We start from the raw sequence: 23,203 nt of genomic DNA, 5'->3' as shown, positions 1-23,203 counted from the left end.
TGACTGTCGGGGCCCACGCGCGATCTCGCGCGTGGGCCCCGATGTCACCGCGAACGCCTCGCCAAGACGCCGGCCAGCACTGTCCCCACCTGACGCAGGGGCTCGGGCTGGGTCATGTCGTTATGCGCGGAGGCGACGGGATGGCTGTGCAGGCGCCCGGTGAAGTACGGTGCCCACCGCTGGACGACCTCCTCGCGTGAGAACCCGCTCTCGGTCGCCGGGAAATGGAGGATGTCGCCGGTGAAGTGTCCCGGCGTCGTACGCCGGACCATCCGCCAGTTGTCCCGGGTGTTCTGGATGACCCCTCGGAGGTGGTCCTCGGTCAACTCCGGCAGGTCGGTGATCTCCTCCTTGATGATCTTCAGCGTCTCGGGCACGGTGAGCGGGTGGTCCGGGATGGCCACCGTGCGCCCGAGGGCACGCAGGAGCTGAACCATGACGGTGTGGTCGTCGGCCTCCGCATGCGGGGCTTCGGTGTCCGGCGGGTAGGCGTCCATCATGGCCAGCAGAGCCACCTCCTGTCCGGCCTGCTGGAGCTGTACGGCGACGGCGTGCGCGAGGTTGCCGCCCATGGACCAGCCGAGCAGGTGGTAGGGGCCGCTCCGCTGGACGCTCGTGATGTGGTCGACGTACCAGGTGACCAGCGCGTCGAGGTCGGACGGGGCCGTCTGCGCGCGGGTGACGCCCGGAGCCTGCAGTCCGTACACGGGCTGGTCGGCGTCCAGGTGCCGCACCAGACCGATGTAGGACAGGCCGAAACCGCTGGCGGGGGGCAGGCAGAACAGCGGCGGCCGGTCTCCGTGCCTACGTAGCGCGACCACCGGCTGGAAGAGATCCTCCTCGGTGCCGTCGCCGGTGCCGAGCAGCGATGCCAGGCCCGCCACGGTCGGGTTCTGGAACACGCTCATGAGTGAGAGTTGCGTACCGGTGGCGTTGCGGATCTCACCCAGCAGCCGCACGGCGAGCAGCGAGTGCCCACCGAGTTCGAAGAAGTTGTCGTTCCCTCCGACCGCAGGAAGGCCGAGGACGCCGGCGAATATCTCGCGGAGCAGGTGTTCGTCGGTGGTGCGCGGTTGCCAGCTTGTGGGTCCGGTGGCGTAATCGGGCGCCGGGAGGGCGGAACGGTTCAGCTTGCCGTTGACCGTCAACGGCAGTCCGTCGAGCACCACGATCGCGGCCGGGATCATGTATTCCGGCAAGACGGCTGACAGGCCGGCACGGATCTCCGCGATGTCCACACCGCCGTCCGGTCCGTTCGCCGGGACGAGGTAGGCGGTGAGGCGCTGGTCGCCGGGCTGGTCTTCCCGGACGACAACGGCTGTCTGTGCGACGGAGGGGTGGGTGAGGAGGGCGGTTTCGATTTCGCCGAGTTCGATGCGGAAGCCTCGGATTTTGACCTGGTGGTCGGTGCGGCCGAGGTATTCGAGTTGTCCGTCGGTGGTCCAGCGGGCGAGGTCGCCGGTGCGGTACATGCGTTCGCCGGTCGTGCTGTGGGGGTTGGCGACGAACCGTTCGGCGGTCAGCGCGGGTCGGTCGAGGTAGCCGCGGGCCAGCTGGACACCGGCGAGGTACAGCTCGCCTGCCACGCCGGGGGGTACGGGTCGCAGGGCGGCGTCGAGTACGAACGCCTGGGTGTTCCAGATCGGGCGTCCGATGGGTACCGCGCCGGTGGTGTCGGCTCCTGGCTCGCAGGTGAAGGCGGTGACGTCGATGGAGGCTTCGGTCGGTCCGTAGAGGTTGTGCAGCGGGATGGGCAGCAGCGTGTGGAACTGGTCGCGCAAGGAGGCCGGCAAGGCCTCGCCGCTGCAGACAACGGCCCGCAGGGACGTACAGTCCCGGGCGGTGGGCTCGGTGACGAAGACCTGCAGCATCGACGGGACGAAGTGCGCGACGGTGACCTGCTCGCGCCGGATCAGCTCTGCCAGGTATGCGGGGTCGCGGTGACCGCCCGGGCGGGCCATGACGAGGGTGGCGCCTTCGATCAGCGGCCAGAAGAACTCCCACACCGACACGTCGAACCCGAACGGTGTCTTCTGCACCACCCGGTCGTCCGACGACAGCCGGTAGGCGTCCTGCATCCACGCCAGCCGGTTCACCACACCCGCATGCGGGACCGCCACGCCCTTGGGACGTCCGGTGGAGCCGGACGTGTAGATGACGTACGCGGGGTGGGCCGGAAGCAGCGCCCTGCTGCGGTCGGTGTCCGACAGGTCCCCGCCGGCCAACGTCCCCAGTTCGGTCATGGTCGTGGGGTCGTCGAGCACCACCCGCGCCACCCCCTCGGGCAGTACGCCCCCGACCCCACTGGTGGTCACGACCAGCGCCGGCTTGGCGTCCTGCAGCACGTAGGCCACGCGCTCCGCCGGGTACTCCGGGTCGATCGGCACGTACGCCGCGCCGGCCTTGAGCACGGCCAGCAGAGTGACGACGAGATCGGCCGAGCGGTCCATCATGACCGCCACCCGGCGTTCGGGACCCGCACCACGGGCAACGAGCAACCGTGCCAGCCGGTTGGCACGCGCGTTCAGTTCCGCGTAGGTGAGCGGGAGGTCCTCGAACACCACGGCGGACGCGTCCGGGGTCCGGGCCACCTGCGACTGGAACAGCTCGGGAAGCGTCGCGGGAGCAACATCGCGGGCGGTGTCGTTCCACTCGACCAGGATCCGCTTCCGCTCGGCGCCTTCGAGCACCTCGACCTGGCCGAGCGCGGTCGACGGAGCCGTCTCCAGCGTCGACACCACGGCCTCGGCCGCCGTGGTCACCATCGCGGCAAGGGCGCGCGGGTCGATCGGGGACACCGTCTGAGCCTTCACGGCAAAGCCCTCACCGGTGTCGTCGACGCTGACGGCGACCGGGAAGTTGGTGCGCTCGTGCGCCCGGAGAAGGTCGACACCGTCAAGCCCGGCGCCGGCAGCGGCAGCCTCGCTGTGGCGGTAGTTGAACAGCGAGGTGAACAGCGGGGTCTGAGTGGAGACCCCACTGGCCTGCTGCGCCACCGCCAACGGAGCGTGCTCGTGCACCAGCAGCTCCGCGAGCTGCGTCTGCATCCCTCGCACCGCCTCCAGCACACCCCCGGCACTCGCGTTCACTCGGACGGGAAGGGTGTTCATGAACAGTCCCGGCACCCGGTCCGCACCGGTTCCGGCGTTCATCCGGCCGAACAGCACGGTGCCGAACACCACGTCGTCACGGCCCGAGGTGACCGATACGACGCGCGCCCAGGCGACGTGGAACAGCGTCGCCGGGCTGACACCCAGGCGCCGGGCCTGCTCCCGCAGCCGCGCCGCGAGGTCCGCGTCCAGTGGCGTCCGTGCCTCGGACACGTCACGGCCGTCTCCGAACACGTCGAGCAGGCCGTACGGCGCGGTCGGCTCGCTCACATCGCCGAGCAGAGCCGCGAAGAACGCCTCGTGTTCCTGGGAGGACACTCCCAACCTGGCCTGACCGACGAACTCCCGGAACGGCAGCGGCTCCGGCAGGGTGTCCTGCCGCCCGTCGAGGAAGGCGGCCACCTCACCCATGACCACGTCCAACGCGGTGTGGTCCTGGATCAGGTGATGGACCTGCAGGACCACCATCCAGTGGTTCCCGCCCGGCCGCCGGGCCACATGGGCGCGCAGCAACGGTCCCCGGGAGAGGTCCATGCGCGGCGGGCATGCCGCAAGGAGCCGGTCCGCCATGTCCGAGCCGTCATGGTCCGTCCCTGCGGCGAGATCCACCTCCCGCACGGCAAGCGTTGCCTGGCGCGCCACCACCTGGACCGGTTCGCGCAGACCCTCCCAGGCGAAGGAGGTGCGCAGGATGTCATGCCGGTCGACGACCCGCTGCACGGCGGCGAGGAACGCATCCACCCGTGCCCGGGAATCGAAGCGCAGCGCGATCGGCAGGACGTAGGGGTCGCTGTCGTTGTCGCTCTCCATCAGGGAGTGGAAGAAGATGCCCTCCTGCAGCGGGGCCAGCGGGTAGATGTCGGTGATGTTGGCCGCCCCTCCAGGAACGGCGGCGACGATCCGAGCGATCTCCTCGCCTGTGAGGTCGACCAGCGTCACCATCTCCGGCGTGATCGCCGTGGCGTCGGCCGGGATGCCATTGGGCGGGACGGCGACCCGTCCGGCCGTCTGTTCGACGGCCGCGGCCAACTTCGCCACCGTCGGGCTGACGAACAGCGAGCGGACATCCACGGCGATGCCCCGCTCGCGCGCCCGCTCCACCAGCGTCACCGCGAGGAGGGAGTGGCCGCCGAGTTCGAAGAAGTTGTCGTCGACCCCGACCGACGGCAGATCGAGCACCTCGGCGAACACTGCGCACAGGATCTCCTCCTGGGCGTTCGCCGGAGCCCGGCCGGTGACACGGGCACCGTAGTCGGGGGCGGGGAGGGCTTTGCGGTCGAGTTTGCGGTTCGCCGTGAGCGGGAGCGCGTCCAGTGCGACGATGGCTGCCGGGACCATGTAGTCCGGCAGCAGGCCGGCGACGTGGGCGCGCAGTTCGGGGCCGTCCGCGTTGCCGCTCGGGACGACGTAGCCGACCAGGCGCTTGTCGCCGGGCTGGTCCTCGCGGACGATGACGGCGGCCTGGGCGACGGCCGGGTGCGAGGCCAGGGCGGCTTCCACCTCGCCGAGTTCGATGCGGAAGCCGCGGATCTTGACCTGGTCGTCGGTGCGGCCCAGATACTCCAACTGCCCGCCGATGTTCCACCGGGCCAGGTCACCCGTGCGGTACATGCGCTCACCCGCCCCGCCGTAGGGGTTGGCGACGAACCGCTCCGCGGTCAGCGCGGGCCGGTTGACGTACCCCCGGGCCAACTGCACGCCGGCCAGGTACAACTCGCCGGCGACGCCCGGGGGTACCGGCCGCATCGCGGCGTCCAGCACGTAGGCGCGCATGTTCCACAGGGGTGCGCCGATGGGCGGAACGCCGGCGCCGGACAAGGGAGTGCTGGCCAGGGAGGCGACCGTCGCTTCCGTCGGCCCGTAGATGTTCAGCATGAGCCGGCCGCGCGACCACCGCTCCGCGGTCTCCGGCGGGCACACGTCACCGGCGACCACCAGGGTCATCCCCTCCGGGAGACCGCCCGCGGAGGCGAGCAGCGGCAGCGTCGCGGGGGGCAGGGTCGCGTGTGTGACGCGCTGCCGGGCGGCCAGCCGTGCCAACGGCGCGCCGGGGGACGTCTCGTCCGCCGAAGCCAGCACCACGGCCGCACCTGCCAGCCACGCCGGCCACATGTCGGCCACCGAGGCGTCGAAACTGGGCGAGGCGAACTGGAGCAGCCGGCTCTCCGGTCCGATCCGGAGTCGGTCGATGTGGTCGGCGGCCAGGTTCGGCACACCTCGATGGGTGACCAGGACACCCTTGGGAGTGCCGGTGGAGCCTGAGGTGTAGATGACGTAGGCGGGGTGGCCGAGCAGCAGCGGACCACGGCGTTCGGCGTCGGTCACGTCATGGCCGGGTCGGCCCGCCAGGTCTTCCCGCAGCCCTGCGTCCTCCAGCGACAGGTGCACCACATCGGTGGGCGGCAGTTCGTCTTGTGCCGCCTGGCCGGTGATGAGAACCGCGGGTCTGGCGTCGGTGAGCATGTAGGCGATCCGATCCGCGGGATAGCGAGGATCGATCGGCAGGTAGGCGCCCCCGGCCTTCATCACCGCCAGGATGGCGACCACGAGGTCGATCGACCGAGGCAGTGCCAGAGCGACGACGTCTTCAGGCCGTACGCCGCGGTCGATGAGAACGCGGGCCAGCCGGTTGGCCCGGGTGTTGAGTTCGGCGTAGGACAGTTCGGTGTCCTCGAACACCACCGCGGTCGCGTCCGGGGTGCGGGCGACCTGGGACTGGAACAGCTCGGGAAGCGTCGCGAGGGGAACGTCGCGCGCGGTGTCGTTCCAACGGACCAGGATCCGGTCCCGCTCGGTGGCGTCCAGGACCTCCGTACGGCTGACCGGTACCGACGGATCCGCGGTGACGGTTTGCAGGACCCGTGTGAAGCGTTCGGCGATGGCGGCGGCGGTGTGGTGGTCGAAGAGGTCGGTGGCATAGGTGATGACACCGCGGAGGCCGGCGGGCCTGCCGTCGTCGGTGAGGTGTTCGTTGAGCTGGACGTCGAGGTCGAACTTGGCGGGGCTGCCGCCGGTGGGCAGGGCTTCGATGGTCAGGCCGGGCAGTTCCAGCGTGGCTTGTGTGATGTTCTGCAGGGTGAGCATCACCTGGAACAGGGGGTGGCGGGCCATCGACCGGGTGGGCGTGAGCTCTTCCACCAGGCGTTCGAAGGGCACGTCCTGGTGGGCGTACGCGTTGAGTGCCCGTTCACGAACACGTTCGAGGAGCTGGGTGAAGTCGGGGTTGCCCGACAGGTCCGAGCGCAGGACGAGGGTGTTGACGAAGAATCCGACGAGGTCGTCGAGCGCCTGGTCGGTCCGTCCGGCGATGGGGGTGCCGATCGGGATGTCGTCGCCGGCGCCGAGGCGGTGCAGGAGGGTGGCCAGTGCTGCCTGGACGACCATGAAGACGGTCACACCGTGTGCGCGTGCCAGGTCCACGACGGCCTGGTGGACGTCGGCGTCGATGTGCAGGTCGACGGTGGCGCCGCGGTGGGAGGCCACGGGGGGACGGGGCCGGTCGGCCGGCAACGGCAGTTCCTCGGGCGCTCCGTCGAGTGCGTGGCGCCAGTAGGCGAGTTGCTCGGTCAGGAGGCTGCCGGCGTCGGAGGCGTCGCCCAGCAACTCCCGCTGCCAGAGGCCGTAGTCGGCGTACTGGACGGGTAGCGGTGCCCAGGTGGGGGCGGTGCCGGTGGTGCGGGCGGTGTAGGCGGTCGACACGTCGTGTGCCAGCGGGCCCAGGGACCAGCCGTCACCGGCGATGTGGTGGAGGACCACGACCAGCACATGCTCATCCGGACTGACCTTGGCCAGCGACATGCGAACGGGGATCTCGGTGGCCATGTCGAAGCGGTGCGCTGCGGCATCACTCACCCACGCCCGCAGCCCGTCTTCCGTCACCGGGATCGCCGTGAGCAGGTCAGCGACGTCGTCGGTGTCGATGATGCGCTGGTAGGGCCGGCCGTCGACCGTGGTGATCACGGTGCGCAGGACTTCGTGCCGGGCCACGACGTCGTGGAGCGCGGCGTGCAGGGCGTCGGTGTCGAGCGCGCCGCTCAGCCGCAGGGCCATGGGGATGTTGTAGGTGGGAGAGGGCCCTTCGAGTTCGCCGAGGAACCACAGGCGCTGCTGGGCGAAGGACAGCGGCACGAGTTCCGGCCGCTGCGCCGGGACCAGGGCAGGCCGGGACGCGGTGGTGGTGGTCAGGTGGTCTGCGAGTTCGCGGAGGGTGGGTGCCTCGAACAGGGTCCGGATCGGCATCTCGACTGCGAATGCCGATCGGATGCGGCTGATCAGGCGTGTCGCGAGGAGGGAGTGGCCGCCGAGTTCGAAGAAGTTGTCGTCGATTCCGACGGACGGCAGGCCGAGTGTCTCTGCGGCCAGGGCGCACAGGATTTCTTCCTGGGCGTTCGCCGGAGCCCGGCCGGTGACACGGGCACCGTAGTCGGGGGCGGGGAGGGCCTTGCGGTCGAGTTTGCGGTTCGCCGTGAGCGGGAGCGCGTCCAGTGCGACGATCGCCGCCGGGACCATGTAGTCCGGCAGCAGGCCGGCGACGTGGGCGCGCAGTTCGGGGCCGTCCGCGTTGCCGCTCGGGACGACGTAGCCGATGAGGCGTTTGTCGCCGGGGTGGTCCTCGCGGACGATGACGGCGGCCTGGGCGACGGCCGGGTGGGAGGCCAGGGCGGCTTCGATCTCGCCGAGTTCGATGCGGAAGCCGCGGATCTTGACCTGGTCGTCGGTGCGGCCCAGGTACTCCAGCTGACCCTCGGCGTTCCAGCGGACCAGGTCCCCGGTGCGGTACATGCGCTCGCCCGCCCCGTCGTAGGGGTTGGCGACGAAGCGCTCGGCGGTGAGGCCGGGTCGGTCGAGATAGCCGCGGGCGAGGCCGGCTCCGCAGACGTACAGCTCGCCGGCGATCCCGATCGGCACCGGTCGCAGCGCCGCGTCCAGGACGAACACCCGGGTGCTGGCGATCGGTTCCCCGATGTACGGCACCGCGCTGTCACCGGTCAACACCGCCATCGTCGTGCAGACCGTCGACTCCGTCGGGCCGTAGGCGTTGACCAGGCGCCGCCCCGCCGCCCACGGGCCGACCAGATCGGGCCGCAGCGACTCACCGGCGGTCACCAGCGTCGTCACCGTGGGCAGGCTGTCCGCATGGAGCCCGGCCAACAGGACGGGCGGCAGGGTCACATGAGTCACCCTGCCGGCGGTGAGGAGAAGGGGCAGCGCCGCTCCGTCCACCAGGTCCTCCTGAGCCGCCAGGACAAGGCATGCCCCGGTGCACAGCGTCACGGCGATCTCTGCGATGGCGGCGTCGAAGCTGGGTGAGGCGAACTGCAGGATTCGGCTCGTGGTTGTGATTGCGAACTTTTCCGCCTGTGCGGTGACGAGGCTGGACAGGCCGTGGTGGGTGACGGTGACGCCCTTGGGGCGGCCGGTGGAGCCGGAGGTGTAGATGACGTAGGCGGGGTGGGCGGTCAGCAGGGGGCCGTGTCGTTCGGTGTCCTGCAGTTCGTTGTCGGGGAGGACCGTCAGGGCCTGACCCAACTCCACGTCGTTCAGGTTCAGTTGTGTCGCGTCGGCTGCGGGCAGCGTGTCCTTTGTTGCTTCGTTGGTGATGAGGAGTGCGGGCCGGGCGTCGGTGAGCAGGTAGGTGATCCGGTCGGTGGGGTAGGCGGGGTCGACGGGCAGGTAGGCGCCGCCGGCTTTCATGACGGCGAGGATGGCGACGATGAGGTCGGCCGAGCGGGGCAGTGCCACGGCTACCAGGTGTTCGGGTCCGATGCCGTGCTCGACCAGGTGGCGGGCGAGACGGTTGGCGCGTGCGTTGAGTTCGGCGTAGGTCAGTTCGGTGTCGCCGAACACGACCGCGGTCGCGTCGGGGGTGCGGGCGGCCTGGGCCTGGAACAGCTCGGGCAGCGTCATCACCGGCACGTCCCGCGCCGTGTCGTTCCACTCCACCAGGACACGCCGGCGCTCATCGGCACCCAGCACCTCGATGCGGCCCACCGGAAGGTCCGGATCGGCCGTCACCGCCTCCAGCACCTGGACCAGTCGCTCGACGAGCCCGTCGACGGTCGCGTGGTCGAACAGATCGGCGGCGAACGTGACGATTCCGTTCACACCGGCGGCACCGCCCCCGGCGTCGAATGCCTCCGCGACGACGAAGGACAGGTCGAAGACCGGATTGTCGCCGACGTCGATCCTCTCTATGCCCAGTCCGGGCACATCGAGGGTGGCAGGCGCGACGTTCTGCAGCACCAGCATGGTCTGGAAGAGGGGATGGCGGGCCGTGGACCGGGCGGGGGAGAGGTCTTCCACCAGCCGTTCGAACGGCAGGTCCTGGTGGGCGAGGGCGCCCAGGCTCTCGTCGCGGACGCGATGGAGCATGTCGCGGAAGGTGGGGTCGCCGGACAGGTCGGTGCGGATGACGAGGGTGTTGATGAAGAAGCCGACGAGCTGGTCGAGGTTCTCGTCGGTGCGCCCCGCGATGGGGGTGCCGATGGGGATGTCGGTGCCCGCGCCGAGGCGGGAGAACAACGTCGCCAGTGCGGCGTTGAGCACCATGAACATGGTGACGCCTTCGGCCTGGGCCAGAGCGTTCAGCCGCTGGTGCAGGGCGGCGTCGATGTGCACGCCGGAGGTGCCGCCTCGGTGGGTGGCCGTCCGGGGCCGGGGGCGGTCGGCGGGCAGGGCGAGTTCTTCCGGTAGCCCGGCCAGCCTCTCCCGCCAGTAGGTCAATTGGGTGCTGTGCAGGCTGGCGGGGTCGTCGGGGTCGCCGAGGAGGTCACGCTGCCAGAGGGTGTAGTCGGCGTACTGGACCGGAAGGGCTTCCCAGAGGGGAGGCCGGCCGTTGGACCGGGCGCTGTAGGCGTCCGACACGTCACGCGCCAGTGGGCCCAGCGACCATGCGTCGGCGGCGATGTGGTGCACCACGATCACCAGCACGTGCTCCTGCGGGCTCAGCCTGAAGAGCCGGGCTCGCAGCGGGATGTCGGTGCGCAGCTCGAACGCGGCGCGCGAGGCCCGCTCTATCTCCTCGCGCAGGTCTGCCTCGGCGACGTCGATCAGCGGCACGTCGAAGGACACGGACTCCGACGGGAGGACCAATTGCTGCGGTGTGCCGTCGGTGGCCGGGAAGACGGTCCGCAGTGCTTCGTGCCGTACGAGGACGTCGCGCAGGGCGGCACCCATGGCCTCGGCGTCCAGGGCGCCCGTCAGGCGCAGGGCCACCGGGATGTTGTAGTTGGCGTTTCCGCCTTCCAGTTGGCGCAGGAACCACAGCCGTGTCTGGGCGAAGGACAGCGGCAGGACCTCCGGCCGCGGCCTGGGCTTGATCTGAGGCCGTGCTTCGTTGTCCATGTCCCCCAGCCGAGTCGCGAGTCCGGCGACCGTGGGGCTTTCGAACAGGGCCCGGATCGGGACCTCCACCCCGAGCACCGTGCGGATGCGGCTGACCAGGCGTACGGCGAGCAGGGAGTGGCCGCCGAGGTCGAAGAAGTCGTCGTCCACCCCGACGTGCGGCAGGCCGAGAATGCCGGCGAACACCTGGCACAGCAGCTGTTCCTGGAGGGTTCGCGGCTCCCGGCTCCCCTCGGTCGTCTCGTACGCGGGTGCGGGGAGGGCGCGGCGGTCGAGCTTCCCGTTGGCGGTGAGCGGGAGCGCGTCCAGGACCACCACTGCCGCCGGCACCATGTAGTCGGGCAGCAGACCGGCGACGTGGGCGCGGACGGTGGCGCCGTCCACGTCCGTTGCCGGGACGATGTAGCCGATGAGGCGTTTGTCTCCGGGGTGGTCCTCGCGGACGACCACGGTCGCCTGGGCGACGGCGGGGTGGGAGGTGAGGGCGGCTTCGGTCTCGCCGGGTTCGATGCGGAAGCCGCGGATCTTGACCTGGTCGTCGGCCCGGCCGAGGTATTCGAGCCGGCCGTCGCCGGTCCAGCGGGCGAGGTCGCCGGTCCGGTACATCCGCTCGCCGAGCCCGCTGTAGGGGTTGGCGACGAACCGCTCGGCGGTGAGAGCGGGGCGGTTCAGGTAGCCGCGGGCGAGCTGGGCGCCGGCGACATACAGCTCGCCGGGGGTGCCGGGGGGAACCGGCCGCAGGGCCGGGTCGAGCACGTAGGTCTGGGTGTTCCACATCGGGCGGCCGATGGGAGTGATCCCCCGGCCGGTGTCGCCGGCGGCGTTCACGGGGTGGTCGGTGCAGCCGACGGTGGTCTCGGTCGGTCCGTAGTGGTTGACGACGGGCACGTCCGGGTGGTCACGGTGCCACTGCTGGAGTTGCGCCGTGCGCAGGGGTTCTCCGCCGAGCATGAGCCGGCCGGTGGGTGCCCAGTTGCCGGGGAGGGTCTGGAGGAACGCCAGGTGGCTGGGTGTGGCCTTGAGGAAGGTGATCTCGTGGCCGGCCAGGGTGGCGGGGAGCGTTTCGTCCCAGGTGGCGATGTGGAGGCGTCCGCCGCTGGTGAGCGCGCCGTACAGCGCCGTGACGCCGAGGTCGAAGGCTATGGACGCGTGGAGCAGGGTGCTTCCGCTGAGGTCGGGATAGGCGTGCCAGGTACGGGCGATGTAGTTGACCACGCCCTGGTGGGTGACGGCCACGCCCTTCGGCTGTCCGGTGGAGCCGGAGGTGTAGATGACGTACGCCGGGTGCGCGGGCAGCAGCGGGCCGTGCCGCTCGGCGTCGTCGAGGTCGCCGCCGGGCAGGCCGTCGAGGGCGCGTGCCGTGTCCGGGGCGTCGAGGAGGAGCCGGCCGACGTTCCCCTCCGGGCCGACGGCTTCCGTGGTGACCAGGAGCGCGGGCTGTGCGTCGGTGAGCAGGTGGGCGATCCGGTCGGCCGGGTGGTCGGGGTCGATGGGGAGGTAGGCGGCGCCTGTTTTCAGTACGGCCAGGAGGGCGACGATGAGGTCGGCCGAGCGGGGGAGCGCCAGGGCGACGATTTGTTCGGGGCCGGCGCCGTGCGCGAGCAGGAGGCGGGCGAGCCGGTTGGCGCGCGCGTTGAGGTCGGCGTATGACACCTCGCTGTCCTCGAACACGAGGGCGGTGGCGTCCGGCGTGCGGGCCGCCTGCGCCTGGAACAGCTCCGGGAGCGTCGACGCCGGCACCTCGTGTGCCGTGTCGTTCCACTCCACGAGGACCTGGCGGCGCTCGGCCGGGCTGAGCAGGTCGATGCCGGTCACGGGCCGTGCGGAGTCGCCGGCCACGGCCTCGAGGAGCCGCACGAGCCGTTCGACGAGCGTGACGACCGTGGCGTGGTCGAACAGATCGGCCGCGTAGGTGATGACGCCGGTCAGGCCGCTCGGCCGGCCGTGGGGAGCGAAGATCTCCTGGAGCTGGACGTCGAGGTCGAACTTGGCCGGCTGCTCGCCGGCCGGCAGCGGGGCGGCGGCAAGCCCCGGCAGGTCGAGGACGGGCGTGGTGGTGTTCTGCAGGCCCAGCATCACCTGGAACAGCGGATGGCGGGCCAGGGACCGGGCGGGGGCGAGGTCCTCCACCAGCCGTTCGAACGGCACGTCCTGGTGGGCGAGGGCGCCCAGGCTCTGCTCACGGACGCGGCGCAGCACCTCCCGGAAGGACGGGTCGCCCGACACATCGGTGCGGATCACCAGGGAGTTCACGAAGAACCCCACGAGCTCGTCCAGGTTCTCGTCGGTGCGGCCGGCCACCGACGTGCCGATGGGGATGTCGGTTCCCGAGCCGAGGCGGGACAGCAGCGTCGCCACCGCGGCGTTGAGCACCATGAACATGGTGACGCCCTCTGCGCGGGCCAGGGCGCTGAGCCGCTGGTGCAGGTCGGCGTCGATGTGCAGGCGCGCGGTGCCGCCGCGGTGGGTGGCCACGGAGGGCCGGGGGCGGTCGCCGGGCAGGGCGAGCTCCTCCGGCAGGCCGGCGAGTGCCTGCCGCCAGTAGGCGAGCTGCGCGTTGTGCAGGCTTGCGGGGTCGTCGGGGTCGCCGAGGAGGTCACGCTGCCAGAGGGCGTAGTCGGCGTACTGGACAGGGAGAGGTTCCCAGGTGGGGGCGTGGCCGTCCGAGCGGGCGGCGTACGCGGTGGAGATGTCGCGCGCCAGGGGGGCGAGTGACCAGCCGTCGCCGGCGACGTGGTGGAGGACCAGGACCAGGACGTGCTCCTGCGGCGTCACCGCGAACAGCCGTGCGCGCAGGGGGATGTCGCGGGCGAGGTCGAAGGGGCGGTGGGACTCGTCGGCCACCGCCTGCTCGAGCCCGCCTCCCGGCACCTCGGTCATGGGCAGCCGGAGGTCGATCGCGTCGGGGCCGAGGATGTGCTGTTCCGGCGTGCCGTCGGCGACGGCGAAGACGGTGCGGAGAGCTTCGTGCCGGGCGACGACGTCGGTGAGGGCGGTCCGGAGGGCGTCGTGGTCGAGGTCGCCGGTGAGGCGGAGGGCGATGGGGATGTTGTAGAGCCCGGAGGGTCCTTCGAGTTCGCCGAGGAACCACAGGCGTTGCTGGGCGAAGGACAGCGGCACCGGCGCGGGGCGCGGCCCGGCGTTCAGCCTCTGGCGTGCCGGCCCGGAATCCGTCAGGCGCCGGGCGAGCCCGGCGACGGTGGGGGTCTCGAACAGGGCCCGGATCGGGATCTCGGCCCCGAGGGTGGTGCGGATGCGGCTGACCAGGCGGGTGGCCAGCAGGGAGTGGCCGCCGAGGTCGAAGAAGTCGTCGTCGACCCCGACCTGGGGGAGGCCGAGGACGTCGGCGAACGCCTGGCTGAGGAGGTGTTCCTGGAGGGTCCGTGGTTCCCGGCCCGGGCTCGTGGCGGTGTAGTCGGGGGCGGGCAGCGCCTTGCGGTCCAGCTTGCCGTTGACCGTGAGGGGGAGCGCGTCCAGGACCACCACGGCAGAGGGCAGCATGTACTCGGGCAGCAGCCGGGACACGTACTCCCGGACCGCCACGCCGTCGAGGGCCGCGTCGTCCGCGTTGCCGCCCGGGACGACGTAGCCGACGAGGCGCTTGTCTCCGGGGTGGTCCTCGCGGACCACCACGGCGGCATGGGCGACGGACGGGTGGGCGAGCAGGGCCGCCTCGATCTCGCCGGGTTCGATGCGGAAGCCGCGGATCTTGACCTGGTGGTCGGTGCGGGCGAGGTATTCGAGTTGTCCGTCGGCGGTCCAGCGGACCAGGTCTCCCGTGCGGTACATCCGTTCGCCCGGCCCGTCGAAGGGGTTGGCGACGAACCGCTCCGCGGTCAGCGCGGGCCGGTCGACGTATCCATGGGCCAGTCCGGCCCCGGACACGTACAGCTCCCCGGCCACCCCCGGCGGCACCGGCCGCAAGGCGCGGTCCAGGACGTACAGCCGGTTGCCGGAGACCGCTCTGCCGATCGGCACGGAACCGCCCTCGACCCGCTCCACCAGCTGCCAGGTCGCGAACGTCGTCGTCTCCGTCGGCCCGTACACGTGCAGCAGGTGCTTCGGCGCGGCGACCTCCAGGACCCGCCGGACGCTCGCGGGGTCGACCGCCTCGCCGCCGAACAGCAGGTTCCGCAGGCGTCCGAGCCCCTCGGGCGACTCCGCCGCCAGGCGGTTGAACAGCGCGGTGGTGACGAACATCGTGGTGATCCCGCTGCGTTCGATCTGCGCGGTGAGCCGTTCGGGCGCCAGCAGCACGTCCCGGTCGACGCCCACCAGCGTCGCGCCGTTGACCAGCGCACCCCAGATCTCGAAGGTGGCCGCGTCGAACGACACCGACGACGCCTGAGCGACGACGTCGTCCGCGCCCAACGCGACGTAGTTCGCCTGCCGAACGAGGCGGACGACCGCCTGCTGCGGTACGACCACGCCCTTGGGACGCCCCGTCGACCCGGAGGTGTAGATCACGTACGCCGGGTGGACGGCGAGCGACCTTCCGAGCCGGTCCGCGTCCGACAGGTCCAGCCCGCCGAGATCCGCCAACTCGGCGGCCACGGAGGGATCGTCGACCACCACGCGCTCCCCAGCGACGTCCGCACGGACCTGGGCCCGCTGCGTGACCAGCAGGGCCGGCCGGGCGTCCGCCAGCATGAAGGCGATCCGGTCCGCCGGATAGGCCGGGTCGATCGGCATGTACGCCGCCCCCGCCTTGACCGTGGCCAGCAGCGCGACCACCAGATCGGCCGAGCGGTCCATCATCACCGCCACCCGGTCCTGCGGCCTCACGCCGCGGGAGACCAGGAGCCGCGCCAGACGGTTCGCCCGCGCGTTCAGCTCCGCGTAGGACAACGCGACGCCGTCGAACTCGACCGCCGTGGCGTCCTGCCGTCGGGCCACCTGGGCCTCGAACAACTCCGCCAGCGTGGCTGGCGGCACCTCCCGGCCGGTGTCGTTCCACTCGACGAGCACCTGGCGGCGTTCGGTCTCGCTGAGGAGGTCGACGGCGGTGACCGGGAGCGCCGGGTCCGCGGTCACGGTGTCGAGCACGCGGATGAGCCGCTGGACGAGAGTGTCCACGGTGGTGCGGTCGTACAGGTCGGTCGCGTAGGTGATGGTGCCGGTCAGGCCCGCGGGCCGGCCGTCGGTGTGGGTCTCGCGGAGCTGGAGGTCGAGGTCGAACTTGGCGGGCTGGTCCCCGTTGGGCAGGAGGCGGCTGTCCAGGCCGGGCAGGTCGAGTGCCGGGTCGGTGGTGTTCTGCAGGGCGAGCAGGACCTGGAACAGGGGGTGGCGGGCCAGGGACCGGGCGGGGGCGAGGTCCTCCACGAGCCGTTCGAACGGCACGTCCTGGTGGGCGAGGGCGCCCAGGCTCTGCTCGCGGACGCGGCGCAGCACCTCCCGGAAGGAAGGGGTGCCCGACACGTCGGTGCGGATCACCAGGGTGTTGACGAAGAACCCGACGAGGTCGTTCAGATTCTCGTCGGTACGTCCGGCGACCGGAGTGCCGACGGGGATGTCGGTGCCTGCCCCCAGGCGGGAGAGCAGCGTCGCCAGTGCGGCGTTGAGCACCATGAACATGGTGACGCCTTCGGCGCGGGCCAGGGCGGTCAGCCGTGTGTGCAGGTCCGCGTCGATGCGGATGCCGGCCGTGGCGCCGCGGTGGGAGGCCACCGGCGGACGGGGGCGGTCGGCGGGCAGGGTGAGTTCCTCCGGCAGGCCGGCGAGGGTCTCACGCCAGTAGGCCAGCTGCGTGCCGTGCAGGCTCGCGGGGTCGTCCTCGTCCCCGAGGAGCTCACGCTGCCAGAGCGTGTAGTCGGCGTACTGGACCGGGAGGGGCTCCCAGGCAGGGATCTGGTTGCCGACCCGGGCGGCGTACGCGGTGGAGATGTCCCGCGCCAGCGGTGCGAGTGACCACCCGTCACCGGCGATGTGGTGGAGGACCACGACCAGGACGTGGTCCTGCGGCGTCACCGCGAACAGCCGTGCCCGCAGCGGAATCTCGCGGCCGAGGTCGAAGGCGCGTACGGCTTCCTCCCCGACGGCCCGGGCCATGTCACCTTCGGCGACGTCGATCACGGGCAGGCGGAGGTCGGTCGCATCCGGGCCGAGGACGCGCTGGCTGGGCGAGCCGTCGGCGCTCGGGAAGACGGTGCGGAGGACTTCGTGCCGGGTGACGACGTCGTGGATGGCGGCGTGAAGGGCCTCGGGGTGGAGGTCGCCGGTGAGCCGGAGGGCGATGGGGATGTTGTAGAGCCCCGAAGATCCCGCGAGTTCGCCGAGGAACCACAGCCGCTGCTGGGCGAAGGACAGGGGGACGACCTCGGGACGCGACCCGGTGGTCAGCCTCCGGCGCGCCGTCCCGGCATCGGTCAGGCGGCCGGCGAGCCCGGCGACGGTGGGGGTCTCGAACAGGGCCCGGATCGGGAGTTCCACCCCGAGGGTGGTGCGGATGCGGCTGACCAGACGTGTCGCCAGGAGCGAGTGGCCGCCGAGGTCGAAGAAGTTCTCGTCCACCCCGACCGTCGGCACGCCGAGGACGTCGGCGAACAACTGGCACAGGAGTTGCTCCTGCGGGGTTCGCGGCTCCCGGCTCTCCTCGGTTGTCCCGTACGCGGGCGCGGGAAGGGCCTTGCGGTCGAGCTTGCCGTTCACGCTCAGCGGGAGCGCGTCCAGGACGACCACGGCCGAGGGCACCATGTGGTCGGGCAGCACCCCGGCGACGTGGGCGCGGACCGCGGCGCTGTCCACGTCCGCGGTGGTGGGGACGACGTAGGCGGTGAGGCGGTGGTCGCCGGGCTGGTCCTCGCGGACGACGGCAGCGGCCTGGGCGACGGCCGGGTTGGAGGCCAGGGCCGCCTCGACTTCGCCGAGTTCGATGCGGAAGCCGCGGATCTTGACCTGGTCGTCGGTGCGGCCGAGGTATTCCAGCTGTCCGTCGGTGGTCCAGCGGGCCAGGTCGCCGGTGCGGTACATGCGCTCGATGGGCGTGCCGTAGGGGTTGGCGACGAACCGCTCGGCGGTGAGGCCCGGGCGGTTCAGGTAGCCGCGGGCGAGGCCGGCCCCGGACACGTACAGCTCCCCGGCCACGCCGATCGGCACCGGCCGCAGCGCAGCGTCCAGCACGAACACCCGGGTGTTGGTGATGGGGGCGCCGATGTGGACGTCGGTGGTCGGGGTGAGCTCGGCGGTGGTGGCGCAGACGGTGGTTTCGGTCGGTCCGTAGGCGTTGACGAGGCTGCGGTCGGCCGCCCAGGGGGTGACCTGGTGGGCGGGGAGGGCTTCGCCCGCGGTGATGAGGGTGGTGAGGTGGGGCAGGTCGTGGGGGTCGAGGTGGGGGAGGACGGCCGGGGGGAGGGTGGCGTGGGTGACGTTCTGGTGGGCGATCAGGCGGGTCAGCGCCGTGCCGGGGACGAGGTCGTCGCGGGTGGCGGTGACGAGCGTGGCGCCGGTGCACAGCGTCACGGCGATCTCTGCGATGGCGGCGTCGAAGCTGGGTGAGGCGAACTGCAGTATTCGGCTCGCGGTTGTGATCGCGAACTTCTCCGCCTGTGCGGTGATGAGGCTCGCCAGGCCGTGGTGGGTGACGGTGACGCCCTTGGGGCGGCCGGTGGAGCCGGAGGTGTAGATGACGTAGGCGGGGTGGGCGGTCAGCAGGGGGCCGTGTCGGTCGGTGCCCTGCAGGTCGTTGTCGGAGAGGGCCGTCAGGGCGTGTCGGAGCCGGGGGTCGTCCAGGGACAGCTGTGTGACGTCGCCCGCGCTCAGCTGTTCTTGGGTTGCTTCGTTGGTGATGAGGAGTGCGGGCCGGGCGTCGGTGAGCAGGTAGGTGATCCGGTCGGCGGGGTAGGCGGGGTCGACGGGCAGGTAGGCGCCGCCGGCCTTCATGACGGCGAGGATGGCGACGATGAGGTCTGCGGATCGGGGCAGTGCCACGGCGACCAGGTGTTCGGGTCCGATGCCGTGCTCGACCAGGTGGCGGGCGAGCCGGTTGGCGCGTGTGTTGAGTTCGGCGTAGGTCAGCTCGGTGTCGCCGAACACCACCGCGGGCGCATCCGGGGTGCGGGCTGCCTGGGCCTGGAACAGCTCGGGCAGCGTCATCGCCGGCACGTCCCGCGCCGTGTCGTTCCACTCCACCAGGACACGCCGGCGCTCATCGGCACCCAGCACCTCGATGTCGCCGAGGGGTACGTCCGGTGCCGCTTCCAGCGCGGCGACCACCCCTTCGCCGACCGTCTCCATCATGGCGCACAGGACGTCGGGCGACCCGGGCGCGACCACCTGGGCCGTGAGGACGAAATCGTCGCCGGTGTCGTCGACGATCATGCCGACGGGGTAATTCGTCCGCTCCTGCATGAACAGCACGTCCACGCCCGGGAGCCCGGCACGCGCCTGCTCGGAATCCGTCCCGCTGTGACGGTAGTTCAGGAGCGAGGTGAACAGCGGGGCGTCCCCGCGTATCCCGCTCATCCGCTGCGCCAGCGCGAGAGGCGCGTGCTCGTGCAGCAGCAACTCGGCCAGCTGGGCCTGGACGGCACGTACGACGTCGCGCGTGCCGGAGCCGCGGGTGCTGACGCGGACCGGAAGGGTGTTGATGAACAGACCCACGACCCGTTCGGCCCCCGTGCCCATCCGGCCGAACAGGATCGTGCCGAAGACCACGTCGTCGCGGCCCGAGGTCGCGGCCAGCACCCGGGACCATATGACGTGGAACAACGTCGCCGGGCTCACGCCGAGGCGCCGTGCCTGCTCACGGAGCCTTTCGGCCAGCCGCGGATCCATACGGGCGGTGGACTCGGTGGCCCCCCTGCCGTCTCCATGGACGTCCACCAGCCCGAACGGGGCGGTCGGCTCGACGACGTCGCCGAGCAGGCGACCGAAGTACGCCTCGTGTTCCTGCCGGGACACCTGGCCCCGTGCCTGGGCGACGACGTCGCGGTACGGCGCGGGCGCGGGCAGCTCGTCGTCGCTTCCGTCGACGAACGCCTGCACCTCGCCCAGGATGACGTCCAGCGCGGTGTGGTCCTGGATCAGGTGGTGGACCTGCACCAGTGCCAGCCACTGTGCGCCGCCCGGCTGCGCGGCCACGTGCATACGGATCAGAGGAGCACTGCTCACGGTCATGGACGCGGGGCACGCGGCCAGCAGCCGGGCGACCAGTTCCTGGTCGTCCGCCGGAGCATCGGCGTCGCCGGTCAGCACGACTTCCCGCACCGGCAGCGCGGCGTGCCGGAGCACCACCTGCACCGGCTCGGGCAGCCCTTCCCAGAGCACCGCCGTCCTCAAGTTGTCGTGCCGGTCCACCACCTTCTGCAAGGCGGTCACGAACTCGTCGAGCCTGCCGCGGGAATCGAAGCGGAGAACGGTGGGCAGCACATAGACGTCCTCGTCCGTGGTCTCGCCGCCCATGAGGTGGTGGAAGAGGATGCCCTCCTGCAACGGGGCGAGCGGGTACACGTCCGCCACGTTCGCGGCGCCGCCGGGGACGCGAGCGGTGATCTCCGCGATGTGCCCGGCGTCCAGGTCGACCAGGGGAAGCATGTCCGGCGTGATGACCTGCGCACCGGCCGGGATGCGGTTCGCGGGAACCTGTACCTCGGCCCGACCGGTGGTCGCCGCGAGACCGGCCACGGTGGGCGTGGTGAACAGGGACCGTACGTCGACCGACAGGCCACGGGCGCGCAGCCGTTCCACCAGCGTCACCGCCAGCAGCGAGTGCCCGCCGAGGTCGAAGAAGTTGTCGTCGACCCCGACGTGCGGCCGGCCGAGGATCTCGGCGAAGGCCTCGCACAGCAGCTCCTCGCGGGGGGTGCGCGCCCCCCGGCCGGTGTGTCCCGTGGCGTAGTCGGGCGCGGGCAGGGCCGCCCGGTCGAGCTTGCCGTTCACCGTGACGGGGAGGGTGTCCAGGACGACCACGGCCGAGGGCACCATGTAGTCGGGCAGCAGGCCGGCGACGTGGGCGCGTACGTCGGCGGCGTCGATGCCGGTCTTGGGGACGACGTAGCCGATGAGGCGCTTGTCGCCGGGGTGGTCCTCGCGGACGACGACGGCGGCCTGGGCGGCAGCCGGGTGGGAGGCCAGGGCGGCTTCGATCTCGCCGAGTTCGATGCGGAAGCCGCGGATCTTGACCTGGTCGTCGGTGCGGCCCAGGTACTCCAGCTGACCGTCGGTGGTCCAGCGGACGAGGTCGCCCGTGCGGTACACCCGCTCGCCGGGCCGGCCGTGGGGGTTGGCGACGAAGCGCTCGGCGGTCAGACCGGGGCGCTCGACGTAGCCGCGGGCGAGCTGGGCGCCGGCGAGGTAGAGCTCGCCTGGGACGCCGGGGGGAACGGGCCGCAAGGAGGCGTCGAGGACGTAGGTGCGGGTGTTCCACACCGGCCGGCCGATGGGGACCGTCGGGTCGTCACCAGCGAGATGCGAGGCGTGGGTGACGTCGATGGAGGCTTCGGTGGGGCCGTAGAGGTTGTGCAGGGGAGTGCTCAGCGTGCGCAGGAACCTGTCGCGGAGCTCGGGGCTGAGGGCTTCGCCGCTGCAGAGGACGGCGCGCAGGGTGGTGCAGTGCGAGGCCGAGGGCTCGATGAGGAAGGCCTTCAGCATGGAGGGCACGAAGTGGCTGACGGTGACGTGCCGGGTCTGGATGAGGTCGGCCAGGTAGGCGGGGTCGCGGTGCCCGCCGGGGCGGGCCACGACCAGGACGGCCCCCTGGAGGAGGGGCCAGAAGAACTCCCAGACGGACACGTCGAATCCGAACGGGGTCTTCTGCAGTACCCGGTCCGAGGCTCCGATCGGGTACTGGTGCTGCATCCATTCCAGCCGGTTGACCACGCCCTGGTGCGGTACGGCGACACCCTTGGGCCGTCCGGTCGAGCCGGAGGTGTAGATGACGTACGCCGGGTGCGCGGGCAGCAGCACCCCGCGGCGGTCACTGTCGCCGAGGTCGGCCGGGGACAGGCCGGCGAGGGCGAGCGCCGTGTCCGGGTCGTCGAGGACGAGGTGCCGCGTCTTCCCGCTAGCGGGGAGACGCGGGTGGAGAGCGCCCGTGGTGACGACGACGGCGGGCCGGGCGTCGGAGAGCAGGTGGGCGATCCGGTCGGCGGGGTGGTCGGGGTCGACCGGGAGGTAGGCGCCGCCGGCCTTCAGCACCGCCAGGAGGGTGACGACCAGATCGGCGGAGCGTTCGAGATGCACCCCGACGAGGGATTCCGGGCCGACGCCGTGGCCGACGAGGTGGCGGGCGAGCCGGTTGGCGCGGGCGTTCAGCTCGGAGTAGGACACCTCGGTGTCCTCGAACATCACCGCCGCCGCGTCGGGGGTGCGAACCACCTGCGCCTGGAAGAGTCCGGGCAGCGTCGCCGCCGGGACGTCGTGCGCGGTGTCGTTCCACCCGGCCAGGACCTGCCGGCGTTCGGCCGGGCTGAGCAGGTCGATGTCGTCGACGGGCTGTGCCGGGTCGGCGGTCACCGCGTCCAGTACCCGGACGAACCGCTCGATCAGCGTCCGCACAGTGCCGTGATCGAACAGATCCGCGGCGTAGCCGATGCCGCCCATGAGGCCCGCCGGGACGCCGCCGGGGCCGAAGGTCTCCCTGACGGAGACGGCAAGGTCGGCCCTGGCCGGCGCCTCCCTGCTCGCCAGCACGGTCACGTCGAGGCCGGGCAGCGCGAGGGCCGGTTCGACGTTGTCCTGCAACGCCAGCATGACCTGGAACAACGGCTGACGGGCCAGCGACCGGGCGGGCGCGAGGTCCTCCACCAGCCGCTCGAAGGGCAGTTCCTGGTGGGTGAGCGCGTCCAGATTCCGTTCGTGTACCCGGGCCAGCACATCACGGAAGGAGGGGCGTCCCGACAGGTCACCGCGGATCACCAGGGTATTCACGAAGAAGCCGACGAGGTCGTTCAGATCGACCTCGGTACGCCCGGCCACCGGAGTGCCGATGGGGATGTCCGTGCCGGAGCCGAGACGGGAGAGGGTGGTGGCGAGCGCGGCGTGGAGCACCGCGAACATGGTGACGCCCTCGGCCCGGGCAAGGGCGGCGATCCGCCGATGCAGGTCGGCGGGGACGTCGAGGTCCGCGCTGCCGTTGCGGTGGCTCGGCACGGACGGGCGCGGACGGTCGAACGGCAGGGGCAGTTCCTCCGGCAGGTCGGCCAGGGCCGCCCGCCAGTAGGACAGTTCCCCATTCAGGAAGCTCGTCGGGTCGTCCTCGCCCTCGAGGAGTTCACGCTGCCAGAGGGCGTAGTCGGCGTACTGGATCGGGAGTGGTTCCCAGGTGGGGGCCTGGCCGCCGCACCGGGCGGTGTACGCGGTGGAGACGTCCCGCGCCAGAGGCGCCAGGGACCATCCGTCGCTGGCGATGTGATGAGCCACCAGGAGCAGCACGTGGTCCCGCGGTCCCACCGCGAGAAGACACGCCCGCAAGGGGATCTCGCGGGAGAGGTCGAACGGGCGGACGGACTCCTCGGCCACCACCCGCGCGATCTCGTCTTCCGTCACCTTGATCACCGGCAGCCGCAGGCCGGCGTCGTCGGAGGTGAGGATCCGCTGCTCGGGGACGCCGTCAACGGTCGCGATCACCGTGCGCAGCGCCTCGTGTCGCTCGATCAGGTCCACCAGTGCCGTGTGCAGGGCGTCGTGGTTCAGGTCACCGGCCAGCCGCAGAGTGATCGGGATGTTGTACATCCCGTTGGGTCCTTGCAGTTCGCCGAGGAACCACAAACGCTGCTGGGCAAAGGACAGAGGAATCATTGGAGCTCTCTACG

General features: G+C 71.4%; 1 protein-coding gene. It reads right to left on the bottom strand.

What is annotated here, in order from left to right; all coding sequences use genetic code 11:
• Positions 1–44: 44 nt before the first annotated feature.
• Complete coding sequence (locus tag CHF15_RS35330; RefSeq protein ID WP_089228011.1) at positions 45–23,189, bottom strand: non-ribosomal peptide synthetase; 23,145 nt, start codon at positions 23,187–23,189, stop codon at positions 45–47.
• Positions 23,190–23,203 lie beyond the last annotated feature (14 nt).

It is taken from the genome of Actinacidiphila glaucinigra (assembly GCF_900188405.1).
Classification (GTDB): domain Bacteria; phylum Actinomycetota; class Actinomycetes; order Streptomycetales; family Streptomycetaceae; genus Actinacidiphila; species Actinacidiphila glaucinigra.
This window is presented reverse-complemented; position numbering and strand designations above follow the sequence as displayed.

Bases quoted from the DNA above. Each gene is read 5' to 3' on its own strand.
- CHF15_RS35330 (WP_089228011.1), bottom strand. From the start codon at position 23,189: ATGATTCCTCTGTCCTTTGCCCAGCAGCGTTTGTGGTTCCTCGGCGAA.